This window comes from Corallococcus sp. 4LFB, from assembly GCF_046520365.1.
GTDB classification, from domain to species: Bacteria; Myxococcota; Myxococcia; order Myxococcales; family Myxococcaceae; genus Corallococcus; species Corallococcus caeni.
In genome coordinates this window covers 1-17,394 of sequence record NZ_JBKGHJ010000138.1, presented here as the reverse complement: position 1 = coordinate 17,394, position 17,394 = coordinate 1, and the positions used below count along the sequence as shown (strand labels likewise).

Annotated in this window: 12 protein-coding genes, 6 tRNA genes and 2 pseudogenes; 19 read left to right on the top strand and 1 reads right to left on the bottom strand. The window is 68.1% G+C overall.

Annotated features, from left to right (window positions below; all coding sequences use genetic code 11):
• The 11 genes and pseudogenes from ACLEQD_RS17065 to ACLEQD_RS17015 form a co-directional block, all read left to right on the top strand.
• Positions 1-269, top strand: a pseudogene (locus tag ACLEQD_RS17065) (hypothetical protein); the annotation flags it as partial.
• Between the two features lie 36 nt (positions 270-305).
• On the top strand, positions 306-1,028 hold the full coding sequence (locus ACLEQD_RS17060; RefSeq protein ID WP_410385258.1) for a tetratricopeptide repeat protein: 723 nt from the start codon (positions 306-308) through the stop codon (positions 1,026-1,028).
• 37 nt (positions 1,029-1,065) lie between these two features.
• Positions 1,066-2,010: a DUF4388 domain-containing protein gene (locus ACLEQD_RS17055; protein ID WP_410385256.1), complete on the top strand. Its 945-nt coding sequence runs from the start codon at positions 1,066-1,068 to the stop codon at positions 2,008-2,010.
• Between the two features lie 13 nt (positions 2,011-2,023).
• Positions 2,024-3,088, top strand: coding sequence for a selenide, water dikinase SelD (gene selD / locus ACLEQD_RS17050; RefSeq protein ID WP_410385254.1), 1,065 nt, complete (start codon positions 2,024-2,026; stop codon positions 3,086-3,088).
• A 64-nt stretch (positions 3,089-3,152) separates the two neighbouring features.
• Positions 3,153-3,959 carry an N-acetylmuramoyl-L-alanine amidase family protein gene (locus ACLEQD_RS17045; protein ID WP_410385253.1) on the top strand — a complete coding sequence of 269 codons (807 nt, stop codon included), beginning with the start codon at positions 3,153-3,155 and terminating at the stop codon, positions 3,957-3,959.
• 48 nt (positions 3,960-4,007) lie between these two features.
• The gene (gene rph, locus ACLEQD_RS17040) at positions 4,008-4,712 is read left to right on the top strand and encodes a ribonuclease PH (protein ID WP_410385251.1); all 705 of its coding nucleotides are present in this window, start codon (positions 4,008-4,010) and stop codon (positions 4,710-4,712) included.
• Complete coding sequence (gene rdgB / locus ACLEQD_RS17035; protein ID WP_410385249.1) at positions 4,709-5,299, top strand: RdgB/HAM1 family non-canonical purine NTP pyrophosphatase; 591 nt, start codon at positions 4,709-4,711, stop codon at positions 5,297-5,299. Before rph ends, rdgB begins: the two co-directional genes overlap by 4 nt.
• 71 nt (positions 5,300-5,370) lie before the next feature.
• A tRNA-Pro gene (locus ACLEQD_RS17030) sits at positions 5,371-5,444 on the top strand.
• Positions 5,445-5,483: 39 nt separating this feature from the next.
• Positions 5,484-5,557 (top strand) — tRNA-Arg (locus tag ACLEQD_RS17025).
• Between the two features lie 93 nt (positions 5,558-5,650).
• A tRNA-His gene (locus tag ACLEQD_RS17020) sits at positions 5,651-5,724 on the top strand.
• Positions 5,725-5,745: 21 nt separating this feature from the next.
• Positions 5,746-5,819: transfer RNA gene (locus tag ACLEQD_RS17015), tRNA-Arg, on the top strand.
• A 95-nt stretch (positions 5,820-5,914) separates the two neighbouring features.
• Here the strand turns inward: ACLEQD_RS17015 and bet are convergent.
• A complete protein-coding gene (gene bet / locus ACLEQD_RS17010) occupies positions 5,915-7,015 on the bottom strand; it encodes a phage recombination protein Bet (RefSeq protein WP_410385247.1) in 1,101 nt (366 codons plus the stop codon).
• A 334-nt stretch (positions 7,016-7,349) separates the two neighbouring features.
• Here bet and ACLEQD_RS17005 point away from each other — a divergent pair.
• The 8 genes and pseudogenes from ACLEQD_RS17005 to ACLEQD_RS16970 form a co-directional block, all read left to right on the top strand.
• Positions 7,350-7,422: transfer RNA gene (locus ACLEQD_RS17005), tRNA-Lys, on the top strand.
• Between the two features lie 133 nt (positions 7,423-7,555).
• Positions 7,556-7,637: transfer RNA gene (locus ACLEQD_RS17000), tRNA-Leu, on the top strand.
• Positions 7,638-7,740: 103 nt separating this feature from the next.
• Positions 7,741-9,018, top strand: a complete 1,278-nt coding sequence (tig, locus tag ACLEQD_RS16995; protein ID WP_410385245.1) for a trigger factor — start codon at positions 7,741-7,743, stop codon at positions 9,016-9,018.
• 47 nt (positions 9,019-9,065) lie between these two features.
• On the top strand, positions 9,066-9,686 hold the full coding sequence (gene clpP, locus ACLEQD_RS16990) for an ATP-dependent Clp endopeptidase proteolytic subunit ClpP (protein WP_120527430.1): 621 nt from the start codon (positions 9,066-9,068) through the stop codon (positions 9,684-9,686).
• A 233-nt stretch (positions 9,687-9,919) separates the two neighbouring features.
• The gene (clpX, locus tag ACLEQD_RS16985; RefSeq protein ID WP_014394869.1) at positions 9,920-11,203 is read left to right on the top strand and encodes an ATP-dependent Clp protease ATP-binding subunit ClpX; all 1,284 of its coding nucleotides are present in this window, start codon (positions 9,920-9,922) and stop codon (positions 11,201-11,203) included.
• Positions 11,204-11,382: 179 nt separating this feature from the next.
• Positions 11,383-13,586: pseudogene (locus tag ACLEQD_RS16980) on the top strand (prolyl oligopeptidase family serine peptidase).
• Positions 13,587-13,780: 194 nt separating this feature from the next.
• Positions 13,781-16,240 carry an endopeptidase La gene (gene lon / locus ACLEQD_RS16975; RefSeq protein WP_410385243.1) on the top strand — a complete coding sequence of 820 codons (2,460 nt, stop codon included), beginning with the start codon at positions 13,781-13,783 and terminating at the stop codon, positions 16,238-16,240.
• 176 nt (positions 16,241-16,416) lie between these two features.
• Positions 16,417-17,394 (top strand): ABC transporter substrate-binding protein (locus tag ACLEQD_RS16970; RefSeq protein ID WP_410385260.1); only part of this gene is annotated, 978 nt, incomplete at its 3' end.

Below are 17,394 nucleotides of genomic sequence, written 5' to 3'. Positions count from 1 at the left end.
CCGGCCGGCCGGACGCGCTCGCCCGGCTGGCGGGCCCGGGAGGGGACGGCGGGGCGGGGAAGACGTGGGCGGAGATGGCCCCCCTGGCCCGGCGGCGTCTGACGGTCCAGGCCTGGTACGCGCGCCTGGAGCGGGACGAGGCGGTGGTGACGGAGCACTACCGGGTGGAGGGAGACCTTCCGGCCCGGCCGGTGGACACCCGGGGGGAGCGTCCGCTTTTGCTCGTGCGCGAGGGCGATCAATTCTTGTTTTCGCCCGGGCTCATGTAGGCTACCCGAGGAGGCAGGGGCCGCGCGGGCCGAGTCATGGACGAAGCCCTCAAGCAGCTACTGACCCTCGGGCGCGGCTCCTTCGAGAAGAAGCAGTACGCGCAGGCCGAGCAGTTCTTGACGAAGGTGGTCGAGCAGAATCCGACCTTCGCCGACGTCTACAACATGCTCGGCATCATCTACCACGACCAGGGCCAGTTCGCCCGGGCGCAGCGGGCCTTCGAGTCCGCGCTGCGGCTCAACCCCGCGTACACGGAGGCCGCGCTCAACCTGGCGGTCATCTACAACGACATGGGGAAGTACGCGGAGGCGAAGGAGGTCTACCAGGCCGCCTTGTCCCGCCAGAAGGGCGCCCCCGGCGAGCTGGACCCCTACGTCATGAAGAAGGTGGCCAACATGTACGCCGACATCGGCGACGTGTTCGCCTCCAGCGGCGTGTGGCAGAAGGCCATCGAGGAGTACCGCCGCGCGCTGGCGCACTTCCCGGAGTTCGTGGACATCCGCCTGAAGCTGGGCAACGCGCTGCGGGACGCCGGGGACAGCGCGGCGGCCATGGCGGAGTACGAACAGGTCATCGCGCAGAATCCGTCGTACATTCCTGGACGGATCAATTATGGAATCGCCCTGTACTCGGCGGGACGCCGTGACGAGGCGGTGAAGGTCTGGGAAGACGTGCTCGTGCGCAGCCCCGGCAACAAGAGCGCGCAGATGTACCTCAACCTGGTGAAGGACCCGGGGAAGGCGGAAGTGACGGGTTGAGCACCATGGCAACTTCCATCATCGAGGTCGCGGCACCGTGAGCACTCCTGGCGGTACGGCGAAGTCCTTTGCCCTCAAGTTCATCTCCGGGAAGTACCAGGGCGGTGAGTTCCCGCTGAAGGCCAACAAGCAGATCGTCGTCGGACGGTCGAGCGAGTTGGACATGGTGCTGGTGGAGGACATGGTCTCGCGCAAGCACGCGAAGATTCTGTTCTCCGAAGGAGCCATCACCATCGAGGACCTGGGGTCCACCAACGGCACCTTCGTCAACGGCGAGAAGGTCAAGCAGGCCAAGCTGAAGGAGGGAGACCGCATCCTCATCGGGACCTCCATCCTCAAGCTCGTGCACCAGGGCGCGGAGAGCGCCGCCGTGGACGAGAGCGTCGTGAAGCAGAAGCTGGAGGAGGCCGCCGCCGCCCAGGCCGCGCGGACCACCAAGGCCAGCTCCATGACGGGGAAGATTGAAGAGATTCCCCTCCCGGACCTGCTCCAGCTCTTCCACACGTCCAAGAAGAACGGCGTGCTCGTGGTGAACAACGCCCACGAGGGCCGCATCTACCTGCGCCAGGGCCGCGTGTACTACGCGGTCATCGACGACAACCACAACCTGGGCCCGCAGAAGAGCTTCAACCGCATCGTCACCTGGGAAGAGGGTGACTTCGAGCTGCGCCCCGCGGACACGCAGGAGTTCATGGTGGAGCTGGACTCCTCCACCGAAGCGCTCCTGATGGACGCCCTGCGGCAGCTGGACGAGTTCAAGCGCCTGCAGCCGAACCTGCCGCCCATGGCCACGGCGCTGCGCCTCGCGCAGCCGCTGACCGCGCCCCTGAAGGAGCTGACGCCGGAGATGCTGGACGTGCTGCAGCTCGTGCACAACCACGGCTCGCTGGGCGGCGTGCTGGACCACTCGGACGGCGACGACGTGCTCACCGCCGAAACGGTGGTGCAGCTCATGAAGCGCGACTACGTGCGCGCGGAGTAGGGCGGGGAACATCATGGCGGGTGCGAAGCCGGTGGCGCCGAAGAAGCGCCTCACGGAGATGAGCCACTGCGCGGGCTGCGCGGCGAAGCTCAAGGCGGGGGACCTGGCCAAGGTCCTGGGCGGCCTCAAGGGGGCGGCGTCCCACCCCCGGGCCCTGGTGGGCTTCCACACGAACGACGACGCCGCCGTGTACCAGGTGGCGCCGGGCCTGGCCGTGGTGGAGACGGTGGACTTCTTCCCGCCGCTCGTGGACGACCCGTTCCAGTTCGGCGCCATCGCCGCGGCCAACGCGCTGTCGGACATCTGGGCCATGGGCGCGAAGCCGCTGTTCGCGCTCAACCTGGTGTGCTTCCCGGACGAACTCCCGCTCAAGACGCTGCGGAAGATTCTGGCGGGCGGCCAGTCCAAGGCGGACGAGGCGGGCATCCCCATCCTGGGCGGCCACAGCATCCGCGACCCGGAGCCCAAGTTCGGCATGGCCGTGACGGGCGTGGTGCACCCGAAGAAGGTGCTCACCAACGCGGGCGCGAAGCCGGGGGACGTGCTGCTGCTCACCAAGCCCGTGGGCACGGGCATCGCCACCACCGCCATCAAGCGGGGCCTTGCGTCCAAGCAGCTCGCGAAGCGCGTGACGGCGCAGATGGCCACTCTCAACAAGGCGGCCGGTGAGGTGTTCGCGTCGGGCGCCTTCAAGGTGAACGCGCTCACGGACGTGACGGGCTTCGGCCTGCTGGGCCACCTGCTGGAGATGATGAACGGCGCGAAGACGCGCGCGGCGGTGGACCTGGAGCGCATCCCGCTCATCGCGGAGGTGCCCGCGCTGGCGGAGGCCGGCGTGATTCCGGGCGGCACCAAGACGAACCTCGCCCACGTGAAGAAGCAGGTGACGTTCCCGGAGGGGCTGCCAGAGCACATCCAGTGGCTGCTCGCGGACGCGCAGACCAACGGCGGCCTGTTGGCCAGCGTGCCCGCGCGCCATGCGCTGAAGGCCCTCCAGGCGCTGGAGAAGGCGGGCGTGGACGCGGCCCTCATCGGCGAGGTCCAGGCGGGCCGTCCCGGCATCGACGTCATCGGCTGAAGCCACCGGCACCGGGGCGCGGATTTCGCCTCCCGGCCAGGGCTCCGCTAACATCCGCGAGCGAATGTCGCCGCGCCGCTTCCCCCTCCGCTCCCTCCTGCTCGCGTGCCTGCTGCCGGCCCTCGCCGGGGCGGGGGAGCGCGGCGCGCGCATCGTCATCGACCCGGGACATGGCGGGGCGAAGGAGGGCGCGAAGGGGCCCGGAGCGCTCTGGGAGAAGGAGATCGCCCTCCAGATTGCCCAGCGCCTGCGCGAGAAGCTGGAGGCCGCGGGCAGCGAGGTGTTCCTCACGCGCGACCGCGACGCGCAGATGGCGCTGTCGGAGCGGGTGGAGTTCTCCAACATCCAGCGGCCGGACCTCTTCCTCTCCATCCACGCCAACTCCATGCCCACGAAGCGCCTGCGCGAGCGCACCGAAGGCATCGAGACGTACTTCCTCTCCGCCAACGCCTCCGGTGAGGCGGCGCGGGCGGTGGCGGACCGAGAGAACGCGGAGGCCCCCACGGCCCGCTCCGCGCGCGGGCACTCCACGCTGGCCTTCATCCTGGATGACCTGGCGCGCACGGAGGCGCACTCGGACGCGTCCCGGCTGGCCTACGCCATCCACCCGCGCCTGGTGTCCAGGAGCGGCGCCGCGGACCGGGGCGTGCAGCAGGCGCCCTTCTTCGTGCTCACGGGCGTGGAGGCGCCGGCGGTGCTGATTGAAGTGGGCTTCATCTCCCACCCCCAGGAGGGTGCCCGGCTGGGGAAGGCGGCGTACCAGGAGACCCTGGCGGAGGCCATCGCGGACGGGGTGCAGGCCTTCCTCCGGGAGACGCGCCGGCGGGACTCCTCGCCCCCGCAACCGGTGGCTGGATCCACGGCGCCCTGATAAAGCGTGGGGGCTTTTGAAGTCCTCTTGCGTCAGGAGCTTTCCCCCGTGCGTTCCTTCAACCGTGGTGCGCTGGACCTTCGGCCTGTCACCCTCACGCCCAACGTCAACCGCTACGCGGAGGGCTCCGTGCAGGTGGAGTTCGGCCACACCAAGGTGCTCGTCACCTGCTCGGTGGAGGACCGCGTCCCGCCGCACCTGATGGGCAAGGGCTCGGGCTGGGTGACGGCTGAATACGGCATGCTCCCGCGCGCCACGCACACCCGCGGCTCGCGCGAGGCCGCCAAGGGCAAGCAGTCCGGCCGCACCATGGAGATCCAGCGCCTCATCGGCCGGGCCCTGCGCGCGTCCGTGGACCTGCAGGCCCTGGGCGTGCGCACCTTCACGCTGGACTGCGACGTCATCCAGGCGGACGGCGGCACGCGCACCGCGTCCATCACCGGCGCGTACGTGGCGCTGGTGCTGGCCATGCGCTCGCTCAACAAGCCGGGCCTCCTGAAGGGGCTCACCCCGCTGGCCGCGGTGTCCGTGGGCGTGGTGAACGGCGAGGTGCGCGTGGACCTGGACTACGACGAGGACTCCACCGCGGAGGTGGACCTCAACCTCGTGGCGACGGGTGACGGGCGCATCGTGGAGGTGCAGGGCACCGCCGAGCACAAGCTCTTCGACCGCAAGTCGATGGACGCGATGCTGGACGGAGGCCTGGCCGCCATCCAGCAGCTCGCCGTCGCGCAGGCGAAGGTGCTGGGATGAAGCCGAAGCTGCTCTTCGCCACCGGCAACGCCGGCAAGCTGCGCGAGCTGCGCGCGCTCGTGGGCGACGCGGTGGAGGTGGTGTCCCTCAAGGACCTGCCCCCCGTGCCCGAGCCCGTGGAGGACGGCGCCACGTTCGAGGCGAACGCGGTGAAGAAGGCCCGCGAGTACTCGGAGGCCACCGGGCTGCCCGCGCTGGCGGACGACTCCGGGCTGTGCGTGGACGCGCTGGACGGACAGCCCGGCGTGCGCTCCGCCCGGTACGCGCCCGGAGACGACCGGGCCCGCTACGAGAAGCTGCTCGCGGAGCTCTCAGGCGTGCCGGACGAGAAGCGCACCGCGTCCTTCCGCTGCGCCCTGGCGCTGGTGACGGGCAAGGGCGCCGAGCCCCGGGTGGAGGTGGGCCGCTGCGAGGGCGTCATCCTGCGCGCGCCGAAGGGGACGAACGGCTTCGGCTACGACCCCGTGTTCCAGGTGGAGGGGGAGGGCGGGCGCTCCATGGCGGAGCTGGCGCCGGAGGAGAAGGCGCGGGTGTCTCACCGGGCGCGGGCCTTCCAGCTGATGCGGCGCCATTTGTTGGCGCTCTGACCGGGCGGGCGGGCGTCAGGAAGAGCAAGCTTGCGCGTCCGTCCGCGTTAGGCGAAGAATGCAGCACTTCTCGGGGCGTAGCGCAGCCTGGTAGCGCACCTGCCTTGGGCGCAGGGGGTCGGAGGTTCGAATCCTCTCGCCCCGACTTGAAGTGCCGTGATGTTTCAGCAGTGAGGACCGGCCAGCTCCAGTAGCTCAGCTGGATAGAGCACCGACCTTCTAAGTCGGGGGTCGCAGGTTCGAGCCCTGCCTGGGGCGCAAATCTGCTGGCAGATGGTTTTGGGCCTTGAACAGCTACGGTTTCCACGGTAGGAGACCGCCGCTTTCAAAGCCGTGACGTGTGAAGTGACGGCGAATGTAGCTCAACTGGTTAGAGCGCCGGACTGTGACTCCGGAGGTTGCCGGTTCGATCCCGGTCATTCGCCCTTCTTCTCTCGCTTCGCCCCGCGCCTATAGCTCAACTGGATAGAGCATCGGCCTTCGAAGCCGAGGGTTGGGGGTTCAAGTCCCTCTGGGCGCACTCCCTTTCCCAGCTCCCTCCCGCCTGGAAGACGAAACGCCCGCGTCCCCTCCTCGGGAACGCGGGCGTTGTTCATTTCAGCGACTGACGGCGGCTCAGGCCTCCGGGTTCGTCCCGGCGCCGTCCTTGGACGACGGCACGCGGCAGCGCAGCTCCGTCTCCGCCTCCAGCGCGGTGAGGTTCTCGCGCATGGCCTTCGCCCACCGGGCGCGCGGCTGCTCCATCAGCTTCTCGTGCGCCAGGTCGATGGTCTCGCTCAGCTCGTCGTCGGACAGCTCCGACGTCGTCTTGCCCTTGTACGGGCCGAACGCCACCACCACCGCGCTCGCCTTCGGACGCTCGGGCGTCTGGGCCACGGGCACCGCCGCGACCGCCGTGACCGGCGCCAGCGGCACGTCCACGTCGAGCCTCGGCTCCTCCTTCTCCGGAGTCCGGGCCGGCTCCACCGCCTTGGGGGCCTCCGCGGGGGCGGGGGCCAGGGTGGGGAAGGACGCCTTCACCGGGCCGGGCTTCGAGCCCAGCACCTCGTAGGCGCCGGACGCGGGGGCCGGCTCGTCGTGGGGGTGGGGGGCATGCGCGTCGTACTCCTCCGCCGGCATCTCCTCGCGCACGTACAGTCCGCCGAAGGCCTCCGGGTACGCCTTGCGCAGCGCCGCCACGCGGGCGCACTTCTCGATCATCGTGGTGGGAATCTTGGCCCACAGCGGCGTCTGCTGGACGTAGCCGGAGAAGTCCAGCCACACGACGACCGGCAGCTTCCCCTCGCGCACCACGCGCGACCAGGCACCCACCAGGGCGCCCTTGCGCTTGGCCGGGTTGAAGCGGTGCACCACCTCGCCCTTGCCCTGGTCCACGACGATCTCATCCTCGGCGAACACCGCGCTCGCCTGGATGCCCTTGAAGTCCGGGAAGCGCTCCGCCCGGGCGAGCATGCCGGCCTCGGAGGGCTGGAACTCGTACTTCGTCACCCAGTTGGGCCGCTCGCGGTTGCCGATGTTCTGGCGGCGCGCCACGCAGAACGCTTCCTTGAGGAGCGGATCCAACCCGCTGCGCTTGCACTGCTCGATGAAGAGGGCGAACTCGTCCTCGCTGATTCCCCGAGGGCAGATGGTCCGCTTCACCAGGTCCACCCGCTCCCGGTTCCAGGCCGCGCCCTGCGGCGACGTCGTTCCATCCGCCTTCACATTCGCATCCATCACTGTGTCTCCAGCACCGCTCGAAAAGGACGGACGACCCTCGCCCGACCACATGGTTGCCCGGGAACACGGCGCACGGCCCGTGGGGCAGGGGCCTGGAGGGGACCCTGCTACAGACCTGCAGCGCGAACCGGGGCGTGGATCAACATGCGAGCCGGGCGGACCCTTCGCATCGGTTCCCCAGGCCCTGGCAGGACGGCCGCACGCCGGGCGTCCGCTCACGTGGCCGGGAATGGAGGAGGGGATGCAAAAACGTTTTGACAGAGCGGGCGGCGCCCGGTATTCACCGCGCCACCTCGGACGTCGCGCAGCCAACGCGGCCGAAAGCAAAGCCGGGAGCGTAGCTCAATTGGCAGAGCAATGGACTCTTAATCCATAGGTTGTGGGTTCGATTCCCTCCGCTCTCACTCGCAGGGCCCCTTCTGGAAACGGAAGGGGCCCTGTGTCTTTTCCGGCATCCCGTGGACCTCGCGCCCGGGCCGGGAAAGCCCCTGTCGTCCACGGACGTTTCGGAGTAGGACGGCGGTCGCGCGACGCGTCGGGCGGGTGGCGAAACTGGTAGACGCGCCAGACTTAGGATCTGGTACCGCAAGGTGTGAGGGTTCGAGTCCCTCCTCGCCCATTTCGCGTTGACCCGTTCGTGCCTATCCCCTAAAGCCGCACGTCCCACTTTCCGGTTGCCGCCCCGGGACGTACAGCCCGTGGAGGCGGCGAGCGAGGCCCGCATGAAGGTCCAGGTCGAAGAGCTCTCTCCCATCGAGAAGAAGCTCTCCATCGAGGTCGACAACGCCCGCGTCGTTGAGGAGCTCAACCGCGCGTACGCCGCGCTCAGCGGCCAGGTGAAGATGCCCGGCTTCCGTCAGGGCAAGGTTCCCCGCCGCATCCTCGAGCAGAAGTACCGCGAGCAGGTGGAGGACGACGTCATCCAGCGCGTCGTGCAGCGCGCCTACCTGGACGCCGTGCGCGAGCACAAGGTGGAGGCCGTCGCCTCTCCCCAGGTGACCAACTCCGGCCTCAAGCCCGGCGCCCCCTTCAACTTCGAGGCGCGCGTCGAGGTGAAGCCGAAGGTGGAGGCCAAGGACTTCGAGGGCCTGTCCCTGACGAAGGTGGACACCGCCGTCGCCGACGACGCGGTGAACCAGCAGATTGAGCAGATGCGCCAGAACCTGGGCCGCATCGAGCCCGTCACCGACCGCGACACCGCGGCCCAGGGTGATCAGGTCACCATCGACTTCGAGGCGAAGGTGGACGGCAATGCGTTCCCCGGCAGCAAGGCGGACGGCATTGGCGTGCGCGTGCAGGACGGCGACCTCATCCAGGGCAACATCCCGCAGCTGGCGGGCGTGAAGGTCGGCGAGACGAAGGACGTCGAGTACACCTTCTCCCAGGACTACCAGGCCGAAGAGGTCCGCGGGAAGACGGCCGTCTTCCACATCACCGTCAAGGAGCTGAAGAAGCCGGTGGTGCCGGAGCTCAACGACGACTTCGCCAAGGAGACGGGCGTCGCGCAGACGGTGGACGAGCTGCGCGCGAAGGTCCGCTCCGACCTGGAGAAGGCCAAGAAGAACCAGGCCACGGTGGACGAGCGCGACGGGCTCATCAAGGCGCTGCTGGAGAAGAACCCGTTCGACGTGCCCCGCGCCATGGTGGAGCGCGCCATCGACTCCATGATGGAGGGCGCCTTCCGCCAGATGCAGCGCCAGGGCATCGACCCGCGCCAGCTGGGCCTGGACTTCAACCGCCTGCGCGACGAGATGCGGGAGAAGGCCACCCTGGAGGTGAAGGGCACGCTCCTGTTCGAGGCCATCGCCCAGCAGCAGAACATCCAGGCGTCCGACGAAGAGGTGGAGAAGCGCATCGAGGACCTGGCCATCGAGGCCAACCAGCCGGTCGCCCAGGTGAAGAAGTACTTCAAGGGCCCGGACGAGCGCCTTGGGTTGTCTCTGCGACTTCGCGAGGAAAAGACGATTGAATTCCTCAAGGGCCGGGCGAAGTATTCTTGAGGCTTTTCCTTCAGGGTTCCTGAGTCCCTTCTAGAGGTCCATCCGACATGCCCTTCATGCCCGTCCCCTACGTCATCGAGCAGACCCACCGGGGTGAGCGCTCGTACGACATCTACAGCCGGCTCCTGAAGGACCGCATCGTCATGCTGGGAACGGAGATCGACGATGACGTGGCCAACGCCATCGTCGCCCAGCTCCTGTTCCTGGAGTCGGAAGACCCGGACAAGGACATCAACCTCTACATCAACTCGCCTGGTGGCTCCGTGACGGCGGGGCTCGCCATCTACGACACGATGCAGTACGTCAAGGCGCCCGTCTCCACCATCTGCGTGGGGCAGGCGGCCTCCATGGGCGCCGTGCTGCTGCTGGCCGGCGCGAAGGGCAAGCGCTACTCGCTGCCCTCCAGCCGCATCATGATCCACCAGCCGCTCGGCGGCGCGCGTGGTCAGGCGACGGACATTGAAATCCAGGCCCGCGAAATCCTCCGGATGAAGGCGAAGCTCAACGAGCTCATCGTCAAGCACACCGGCCAGACGATCGAGCGCGTGGAGAAGGACACGGACCGCGACTACTTCATGGGCGCCACGGAGGCGAAGGCGTACGGCATCCTCGACGCCATCCAGGACCCTCGAAAGGTCGTGGGCGTGAAGCCGGACGAGAAGAAGTAGACACACCGACATCTGAACGGGCCGGGGCGTCAGGCACCCGGTCGGCGGCCGGGGGTGCTGGGAATCTTCTCCCGGGCCTCCGGCCTTCTCGTTTCTCCCGCCGCCGGCATTTTCCCCTTGTTAAGTACCCGGAAGGTGCGTGGACGTTCCGGATGGGGGCTGACTAGATTGGGCAGGGGCAGGGGACCGGACGCGAAGCGGGTTGGGGCCTTTCAGGCGCAGCGAGGGATTTCATGGCGGGTAAGAACGTGGAGAAGCGAGACAACCAGACCCTCTGCTGCTCCTTCTGCGGCAAGTCGCAGAAGGAGGTGAAGAAGCTCATCGCGGGCCCGACGGTCTACATCTGCGACGAGTGCATCGGGCTGTGCAACGACATCATCGCGGAGGAGATCGACCGCGAGGAGACCAAGGACACCAAGCTGCGCATCCCCCGGCCCTCGGAAATCAAGGCCGTGCTGGACGAGTACGTGGTGGGCCAGGAGCGCGCGAAGAAGACGCTCTCCGTGGCGGTGCACAACCACTACAAGCGCATCGAGTCCAAGGTCGCGATGGACGACGTGGAGCTGCAGAAGAGCAACATCCTGCTGCTCGGCCCCACGGGCTCCGGCAAGACGCTGCTCGCGCAGACGCTGGCGCGCATCCTCAACGTCCCCTTCACCATCGCGGACGCCACGTGCCTCACGGAGGCCGGCTACGTCGGCGAGGACGTGGAGAACATCATCGTCAACCTGCTCCAGGCCGCGGACCACGACATCGAGCGCGCGCAGCGGGGCATCGTCTACATCGACGAAATCGACAAGATCGCCCGCAAGTCGGAGAACCCGTCCATCACCCGCGACGTGAGCGGCGAGGGCGTGCAGCAGGCGCTCTTGAAGATCATCGAAGGCACGGTGGCCAACGTCCCGCCCAAGGGTGGCCGCAAGCACCCGCAGCAGGAGTTCCTGCAGGTGGACACCACCAACATCCTCTTCATCTGCGGCGGCGCGTTCGGCGGCCTGGAGCAGGTGATTGAACGGCGCCTGGGGGGCCGCAGCCTGGGCTTCGGCGCGGAGATTCAATCGCGCAAGCAGCGCAACCTCAGCGAGCTGCTCAAGCACGTGGAGCCGGAGGACCTGCTCAAGTTCGGCATGATTCCGGAGTTCATCGGCCGTCTGCCCATCATCACCGCGCTGGAGGAGCTGGACGAAGGCGCGCTCGTGAACATCCTGGGCGAGCCCAAGAACGCGCTCACCAAGCAGTACCGCAAGCTCTTCGAACTGGACGGCGTGTCGCTGAAGTTCACCGACGGGGCCCTGAAGGCCATCGCGTCGGAGGCCATCCGCCGCAAGGCGGGCGCCCGCGGCCTGCGCTCCATCCTGGAGACGGCCATGCTGGACGTGATGTACGAAATCCCGTCCCGCAAGACGGCCCGCGAGGTGCTCATCTCCGAGGAGGTCATCCTCAAGAAGAGCGAGCCCGTCGTCCTGCACTCGCAGGACAACAAGGAGACGCCGGAGCCGAAGAAGGAATCCGCCTGAGCGGACTCATCCTCCAGGGGCTCGCAAGGGCCTGACGGGGATGGCGGGGCGCGTCACGGTCTTGGACCGGGGCGCGCCCCCTGTTCTTGCGGGCCTCCAGGCGGGGGACCGGGCCGCACTTTTTCCGGGCCGGGGGCAGGGGCTTCTTGTATCTGCTGTCCCCCATGAGAAAGCTGCTCATGCCTGCCCTGCTGTCGCTCGTGGCCTGCACTTCCTCGAAGGAAGCCACTCGCGAAGAGGCCCCTGCCTCCGCGTCCTCGCAAGCCCCGGCGGCGGCCGGCGACCGCGCTCCGGCCCGGGAGGGCCCTTCCCGCATGGCCTATCCGGCGACCCGTTCCGAAGCGGTGGTGGACACGCTGCACGGCCAGCAGGTGGCGGACCCGTACCGCTGGCTGGAGGACGAGAAGGCCCCGGAGGTCCAGGCCTGGATGAAGGCGCAGGACGGCTTCACCCGCGACGCGCTGGCGAAGATGCCGGGCCGCGACGCGCTGACGAAGCGCTTCACGGAGCTGTTCTACGTGGACTCGGTGACGGCGCCCTTCCGCCGGGGCAACCGCTTCTTCTACATGCGGACCCACAAGGACAAGGAGAAGGCCATCGTCTACTGGAAGGACGGCGAGTCCGGACAGGAGAAGGTGCTGCTGGACCCGAACGCCATGAGCAAGGAGGCCCCGGTGTCCCTGGGCCGGTGGGTGCCGTCGTGGGACGGCAAGCGCGTGGCCTTCCCGGTGCGCCCCAACGCCGCGGACGAGGCCACCCTGCACGTCATCGACGTGGACACCGGTGAGTGGTCCAAGGTCGACGTGATTGAGGGCGCCAAGTACGCCAACACGAACTGGACCCCGGACGGCAAGGGCTTCTACTACGAGTGGCTGCCCACGGACCCCTCCATCCCGGTGGACGCGCGCCCGGGCTACACCACGCTCAAGTTCCACAAGCTGGGCCAGGACCCGAAGAACGACGTGGTGGTGCACGAGCGCACGGGCGACCCCACCACCTTCCTCCAGGGCGACCTGTCGCGCGACGGCAAGTACCTCTTCGCCTCCATCCTGCGCGGCTGGAGCGAGAACGACGTCTACTGGAAGCACCCGCAGGACAAGGACTGGCGGCTGCTCGTGAAGGGCCAGGGCGCCAAGTACAGCGTCCTCGCCTGGAAGGACCGCTTCTACGTCGTCACCGACGAGGGCGCCCCGCGCCAGCGCGTCTTCGCCGTGGACCCGAAGAAGTCCGAGCGCGCGAACTGGAAGGAAGTGGTGGCGGAGGACCCGAAGGCGGCGCTGGAGAGCGTGTCGCTGGTGGGCGGCCACCTGGCGCTGGAGTACCTCAAGGACGCGACCACGGAGCTGCGCATCACCACCCTGGAGGGCAAGCCCGTGCGCACCGTGCAGCTGCCGGGCGTGGGCGCCGCCAGCAACCTGGTGGGCCTGGAGGACCAGGACGACGCCTACTTCTCCTACAGCTCCTTCACCACGCCCCGGCAGGTGTACCGGACGTCCGTGAAGAGCGGGAAGGTGGACCTGTGGGCGAAGGTGGAGGTGCCCATGGACCCGGACGCGTACACGACGGAGCAGGTCTTCTACACGTCGAAGGACGGCACGAAGGTGCCCATGTTCCTCGTCTACAAGAAGGGCCTGAAGAAGGACGGAAATGCGCCCACGCTGCTGTACGGGTACGGCGGCTTCTTCGTCAGCATGCAGCCCTCCTTCCGCGCGAGCATCCTGCCCTGGCTGGACGCGGGCGGCGTCTACGCGGTGGCCAACCTGCGCGGGGGCGGCGAGTACGGCACCGCCTGGCATGACGCGGGCAAGGGCGCGAACAAGCAGAACGTCTTCGACGACTTCGCCGGCGCGGCCGAGTACCTGGCCCGGGAGAAGTACACGCAGGCGAAGAAGCTGGCCATCTACGGCGGCAGCAACGGCGGCCTGCTGGTGGGCGCGGCCATGACGCAGCGCCCGGAGCTGTACGGCGCGGTGGTGTGCGGCGTGCCGCTCTTGGACATGGTGCGCTTCCACCTGTTCGGCAGCGGGCGGACGTGGGTGCCGGAGTACGGGTCGGCGGAGGACTCCGCGCAGTTCAAGACCCTGTACGCCTATTCGCCCTACCACCACGTCCAGCAGGACGTGCGGTACCCGGCGCTCCTGATGATGAGCTCGGACACGACGACCGCGTGGACCCCATGCACGCGCGCAAGTTCGTGGCGGCGGTGCAGAACGCGAAGGGCAATCCGGCGCCCACGTTGCTACGCATCGAGGCGAACGCGGGCCACGGAGGGGCGGACCAGGTGGCCAAGGCCATTGAATCCAGCGTCGACATGTACGCCTTCCTCTTCCAGGTCCTGGACGTTGCACGGCCGGATGCCGGGGTAGCGGCCGAGAGCCGCTAGAATCAGGGCAGCACACACTTCTGCCTGCCGGTGTTCCCTTGAAGGCAGGCTGCAGGCCCCCAATCTTGTGACGGGAACGGGGCCTGGGACCGGCGTGTTATAGAGCGGTGTTTCACCCTGCATGCGCGCTTGGGCGCCATGCGGGCAACTCTTCAAGGGCCCGCCTGTATGGTGGGCCAGCGGGTGGCGGATACATGTTCTTCGGACGTGACGACAAGAAGGAAGCCCAGAAGCGGGGACTCACCATCCCGCTCTTGCCCCTTCGGGACATCATCGTGTTCCCGCACATGGTGGTTCCGCTGTTCGTCGGCCGGGAGAAGTCCATCGCGGCCCTGAAGGACGCGATGGCCCACAAGGGGCCGGATGACAAGGCGGTCATCCTGCTGGCCGCGCAGAAGAAGGCCAAGACGAACGACCCCTCGCCCGACGACATCTTCCACTTCGGCACCATCGGCCACCTCATCCAGCTCCTCCCGCTGCCCGACGGCACGATGAAGGTCCTGGTGGAGGGCGTGCGCCGCGCCAAGGTGAAGAAGTTCCACCCCAACGACTCGTTCTTCATGGTCGAGGTGGACGAAGTCGAGGAGCAGCTGGAGAAGAGCGTGGAGCTGGAGGCGCTGGTGCGCTCCGTCCACTCCGTCTTCGAAGCCTTCGTGAAGCTCAACAAGCGCATCCCGCCGGAGATGCTGATGCAGGTCGCCAGCATCGACGACCCGGCGCGCCTGGCGGACACCATCGTCGCGCACCTGTCGCTGAAGCTGAACGACAAGCAGGCGCTGCTCGAGACGGAGTCCCCGGCCAAGCGCCTGGAGAAGCTCTACGAGCTGATGCAGGGCGAGATCGAGATCCTCCAGGTGGAGAAGAAGATCCGCACGCGCGTCAAGAAGCAGATGGAGAAGACCCAGAAGGAGTACTACCTGAATGAGCAGATGCAGGCCATTCAGAAGGAGCTGGGTGAGCGCGACGAGTTCAAGAACGAGATCCAGGAGATTGAAGAGAAGCTGAAGAACAAGCGGATGAGCAAGGAGGCCACGCTCAAGGTCAAGAAGGAGCTGAAGAAGCTCCGGATGATGAGCCCGATGAGCGCCGAGGCCACGGTCGTCCGCAACTACATCGACTGGATCATCAGCCTGCCCTGGTACGACGAGACCCAGGACCGGCTGGACGTCACCGAAGCGGAGCGGGTGCTCAACGAGGACCACTACGGCCTGAAGAAGCCGAAGGAGCGCATCCTCGAGTACCTCGCCGTGCAGCAGCTGGTGAAGAAGCTCAAGGGCCCCGTGCTGTGCTTCGTGGGGCCCCCGGGCGTGGGCAAGACGTCGCTGGCGCGCAGCATCGCGCGGGCCACGGGCCGCAAGTTCGTGCGCCTGTCCCTGGGCGGCGTGCGTGACGAGGCGGAGATCCGCGGCCACCGCCGCACGTACATCGGCGCGATGCCGGGCAAGCTCATCCAGTCCCTGAAGAAGGCGGGCAGCAACAACCCCGTGTTCCTCCTGGACGAGATCGACAAGATGTCCACGGACTTCCGTGGCGACCCGAGCGCGGCGCTGCTGGAGGTGCTGGACCCGGAGCAGAACCACAACTTCAACGACCACTACCTGGACCTGGACTACGACCTGTCCAAGGTGATGTTCATCTGCACCGCGAACACGATGCACAACATCCCCGGTCCGCTGCAGGACCGCATGGAGGTGATTCGCATCGCGGGGTACACCGAGCCGGAGAAGCTCTCCATCGCGCGGCGCTACCTGATTCCGAAGGAGCAGGAGGCCAACGGCCTCGCGGACCTGAAGATCGACATCACCAACGACGCGCTGAAGACCATCGTGCACCGGTACACGCGCGAGTCGGGGGTGCGTTCGCTGGAGCGTGAGATTGGCGGCGTGTTCCGCAAGATTGCCCGCGACGTGCTGAAGAACGGCAAGCGGGACCTCATCGAGGTGGACCGCAAGCAGGCGATGAAGTTCCTGGGCACGCCCCGCTTCCGCTACGGCGTGGCGGAGCGCGAGGACCAGGTGGGCATCGTCACGGGCCTCGCGTGGACGGAGCTGGGCGGCGAAATCCTGACCACGGAAGCCACGTCCATGCCGGGCAAGGGCAAGCTCATCATCACCGGCAAGCTGGGTGAGGTGATGCAGGAGTCCGCCCAGGCGGCCATGTCCTACGTGCGCAGCCGCGCGGAGCGCTTCGGCATCGACCGCAAGGTGTTCGAGAACTACGACATCCACGTCCACCTGCCGGAGGGCGCGATTCCCAAGGACGGTCCGTCCGCGGGCGTCACCATGGCCACGGCGCTGGTGAGCGCGCTCACGCGCGTGCCGGTCCGCAGGGACGTGGCGATGACGGGTGAAATCACGCTGCGCGGCCGCGTGCTGCCCATCGGCGGCCTGAAGGAGAAGACGCTGGCGGCGCACCGCGCGGGCATCAAGACGGTCCTCATCCCGAAGGCGAACAAGAAGGACCTGAAGGACATCCCGCTGAAGATCCGCAAGGCGCTGCGCATCGTCCCGGTGGAGTTCGTGGACGACGTGCTGCGTGAGGCGCTGCTGCTGGAGAAGCCGGAGGAGTTCGGCCGCAAGGGCGCCGGGGACAACCTGAAGGTGGGGCTGTCCGTGACGGAGGCGGTGTCCACGCCTTCCTCGCCGGCCTCCTGAGGCCTTGAGTCCCGGGCCCCTTGAGGGGGCCTGGGCTGGGTGGTGACGAAGCCAGGATGCCGGCCGACCAGGAGTCGCCGGTCTCCTGGCTTCTCTCTTTTTTGGGCGCCGGTCGGGGTAGAACGCGGGCGGTGGCTCCTCGCGCGCGAATCCTGTCCTACTCCCTGGTGCTGGTGATGGCCGCGGCCTGCGGGCCGTGCGGCTTCCAGCCCGAGCCGGGCGTGAAGGTGGTGGTGCCCGCGATGCCCACCACGCTCGACTGGAGCCACTCGGATCCGATGAGCTGGGTGAACTACCCGGTGATGCTGGCCACGCAGAAGGGGCTCACCACGCTGGGGGTGGACCACTCCGTCCAGCCGGGCCTGGCGGAGCGGTGGGAGCGCGAGGCGGACGCGGCCGGGCACGAGGTCTACACCTTCCACCTGCGGCCGGACGTGACGTGGTCAGACGGCTCGCCCGTCACGGCGCGCGACTTCGTCTTCGGGTGGCACCGGGCCCTGCTGGGCCGCGAGCGCGGTGAGATGGCGGACCTCCAGGGCGCGGAGGAGGTGCTCGCGCTGCTGGAGCGCGCGGCGCCGGACGCGGAGGTGAAGGCCGCGCTGTCGCGCGTGGGCGTGGAGGCGGTGGATGCGCGGACGCTGCGGGTGACGCTGGCGCGGCCTCGCAGCTACTTCCTGGCGCGGCTCGCGAACGTGTACCTGTTCTTTCCCGCGCCTTCGGCGGACCTGGAGGGCAAGTCGGACGAGGCGGTGCGCGACTACTTCGACCGGCCCCGGGACGGGCGTCCGCTGGCGGTGGGGCCTTATCGTGTGGAGCGGTGGGACCGCGCGGGGGAGCGCGTGCGGCTGGTCTACAACCCGCGCAGCGCGTTCCCTCCGCCGATGGGGCCGGGGGAGACGCCAGCGCCGGTGCTGACGTTGATGAAGTCGGAGATTGGCCCGGCGCTGTATGAGCGGGGCCGCGTGGACTTCGTGTTCGTGGACAGCGCGGCGGCGCTGCGCGGGATGCGGGCGTCGGACCTGAAGCGCGAGCCGCTGTTGTCCACGTACTTCCTGGCCTTCAACACGGAGCGTCCGCCGTTGGACCGGCCGGAGGTGCGCCGGGCGCTGGCGCGGGCGCTGGACCGGGAGGCGCTGCTCGCGGGGCTGTTGCCG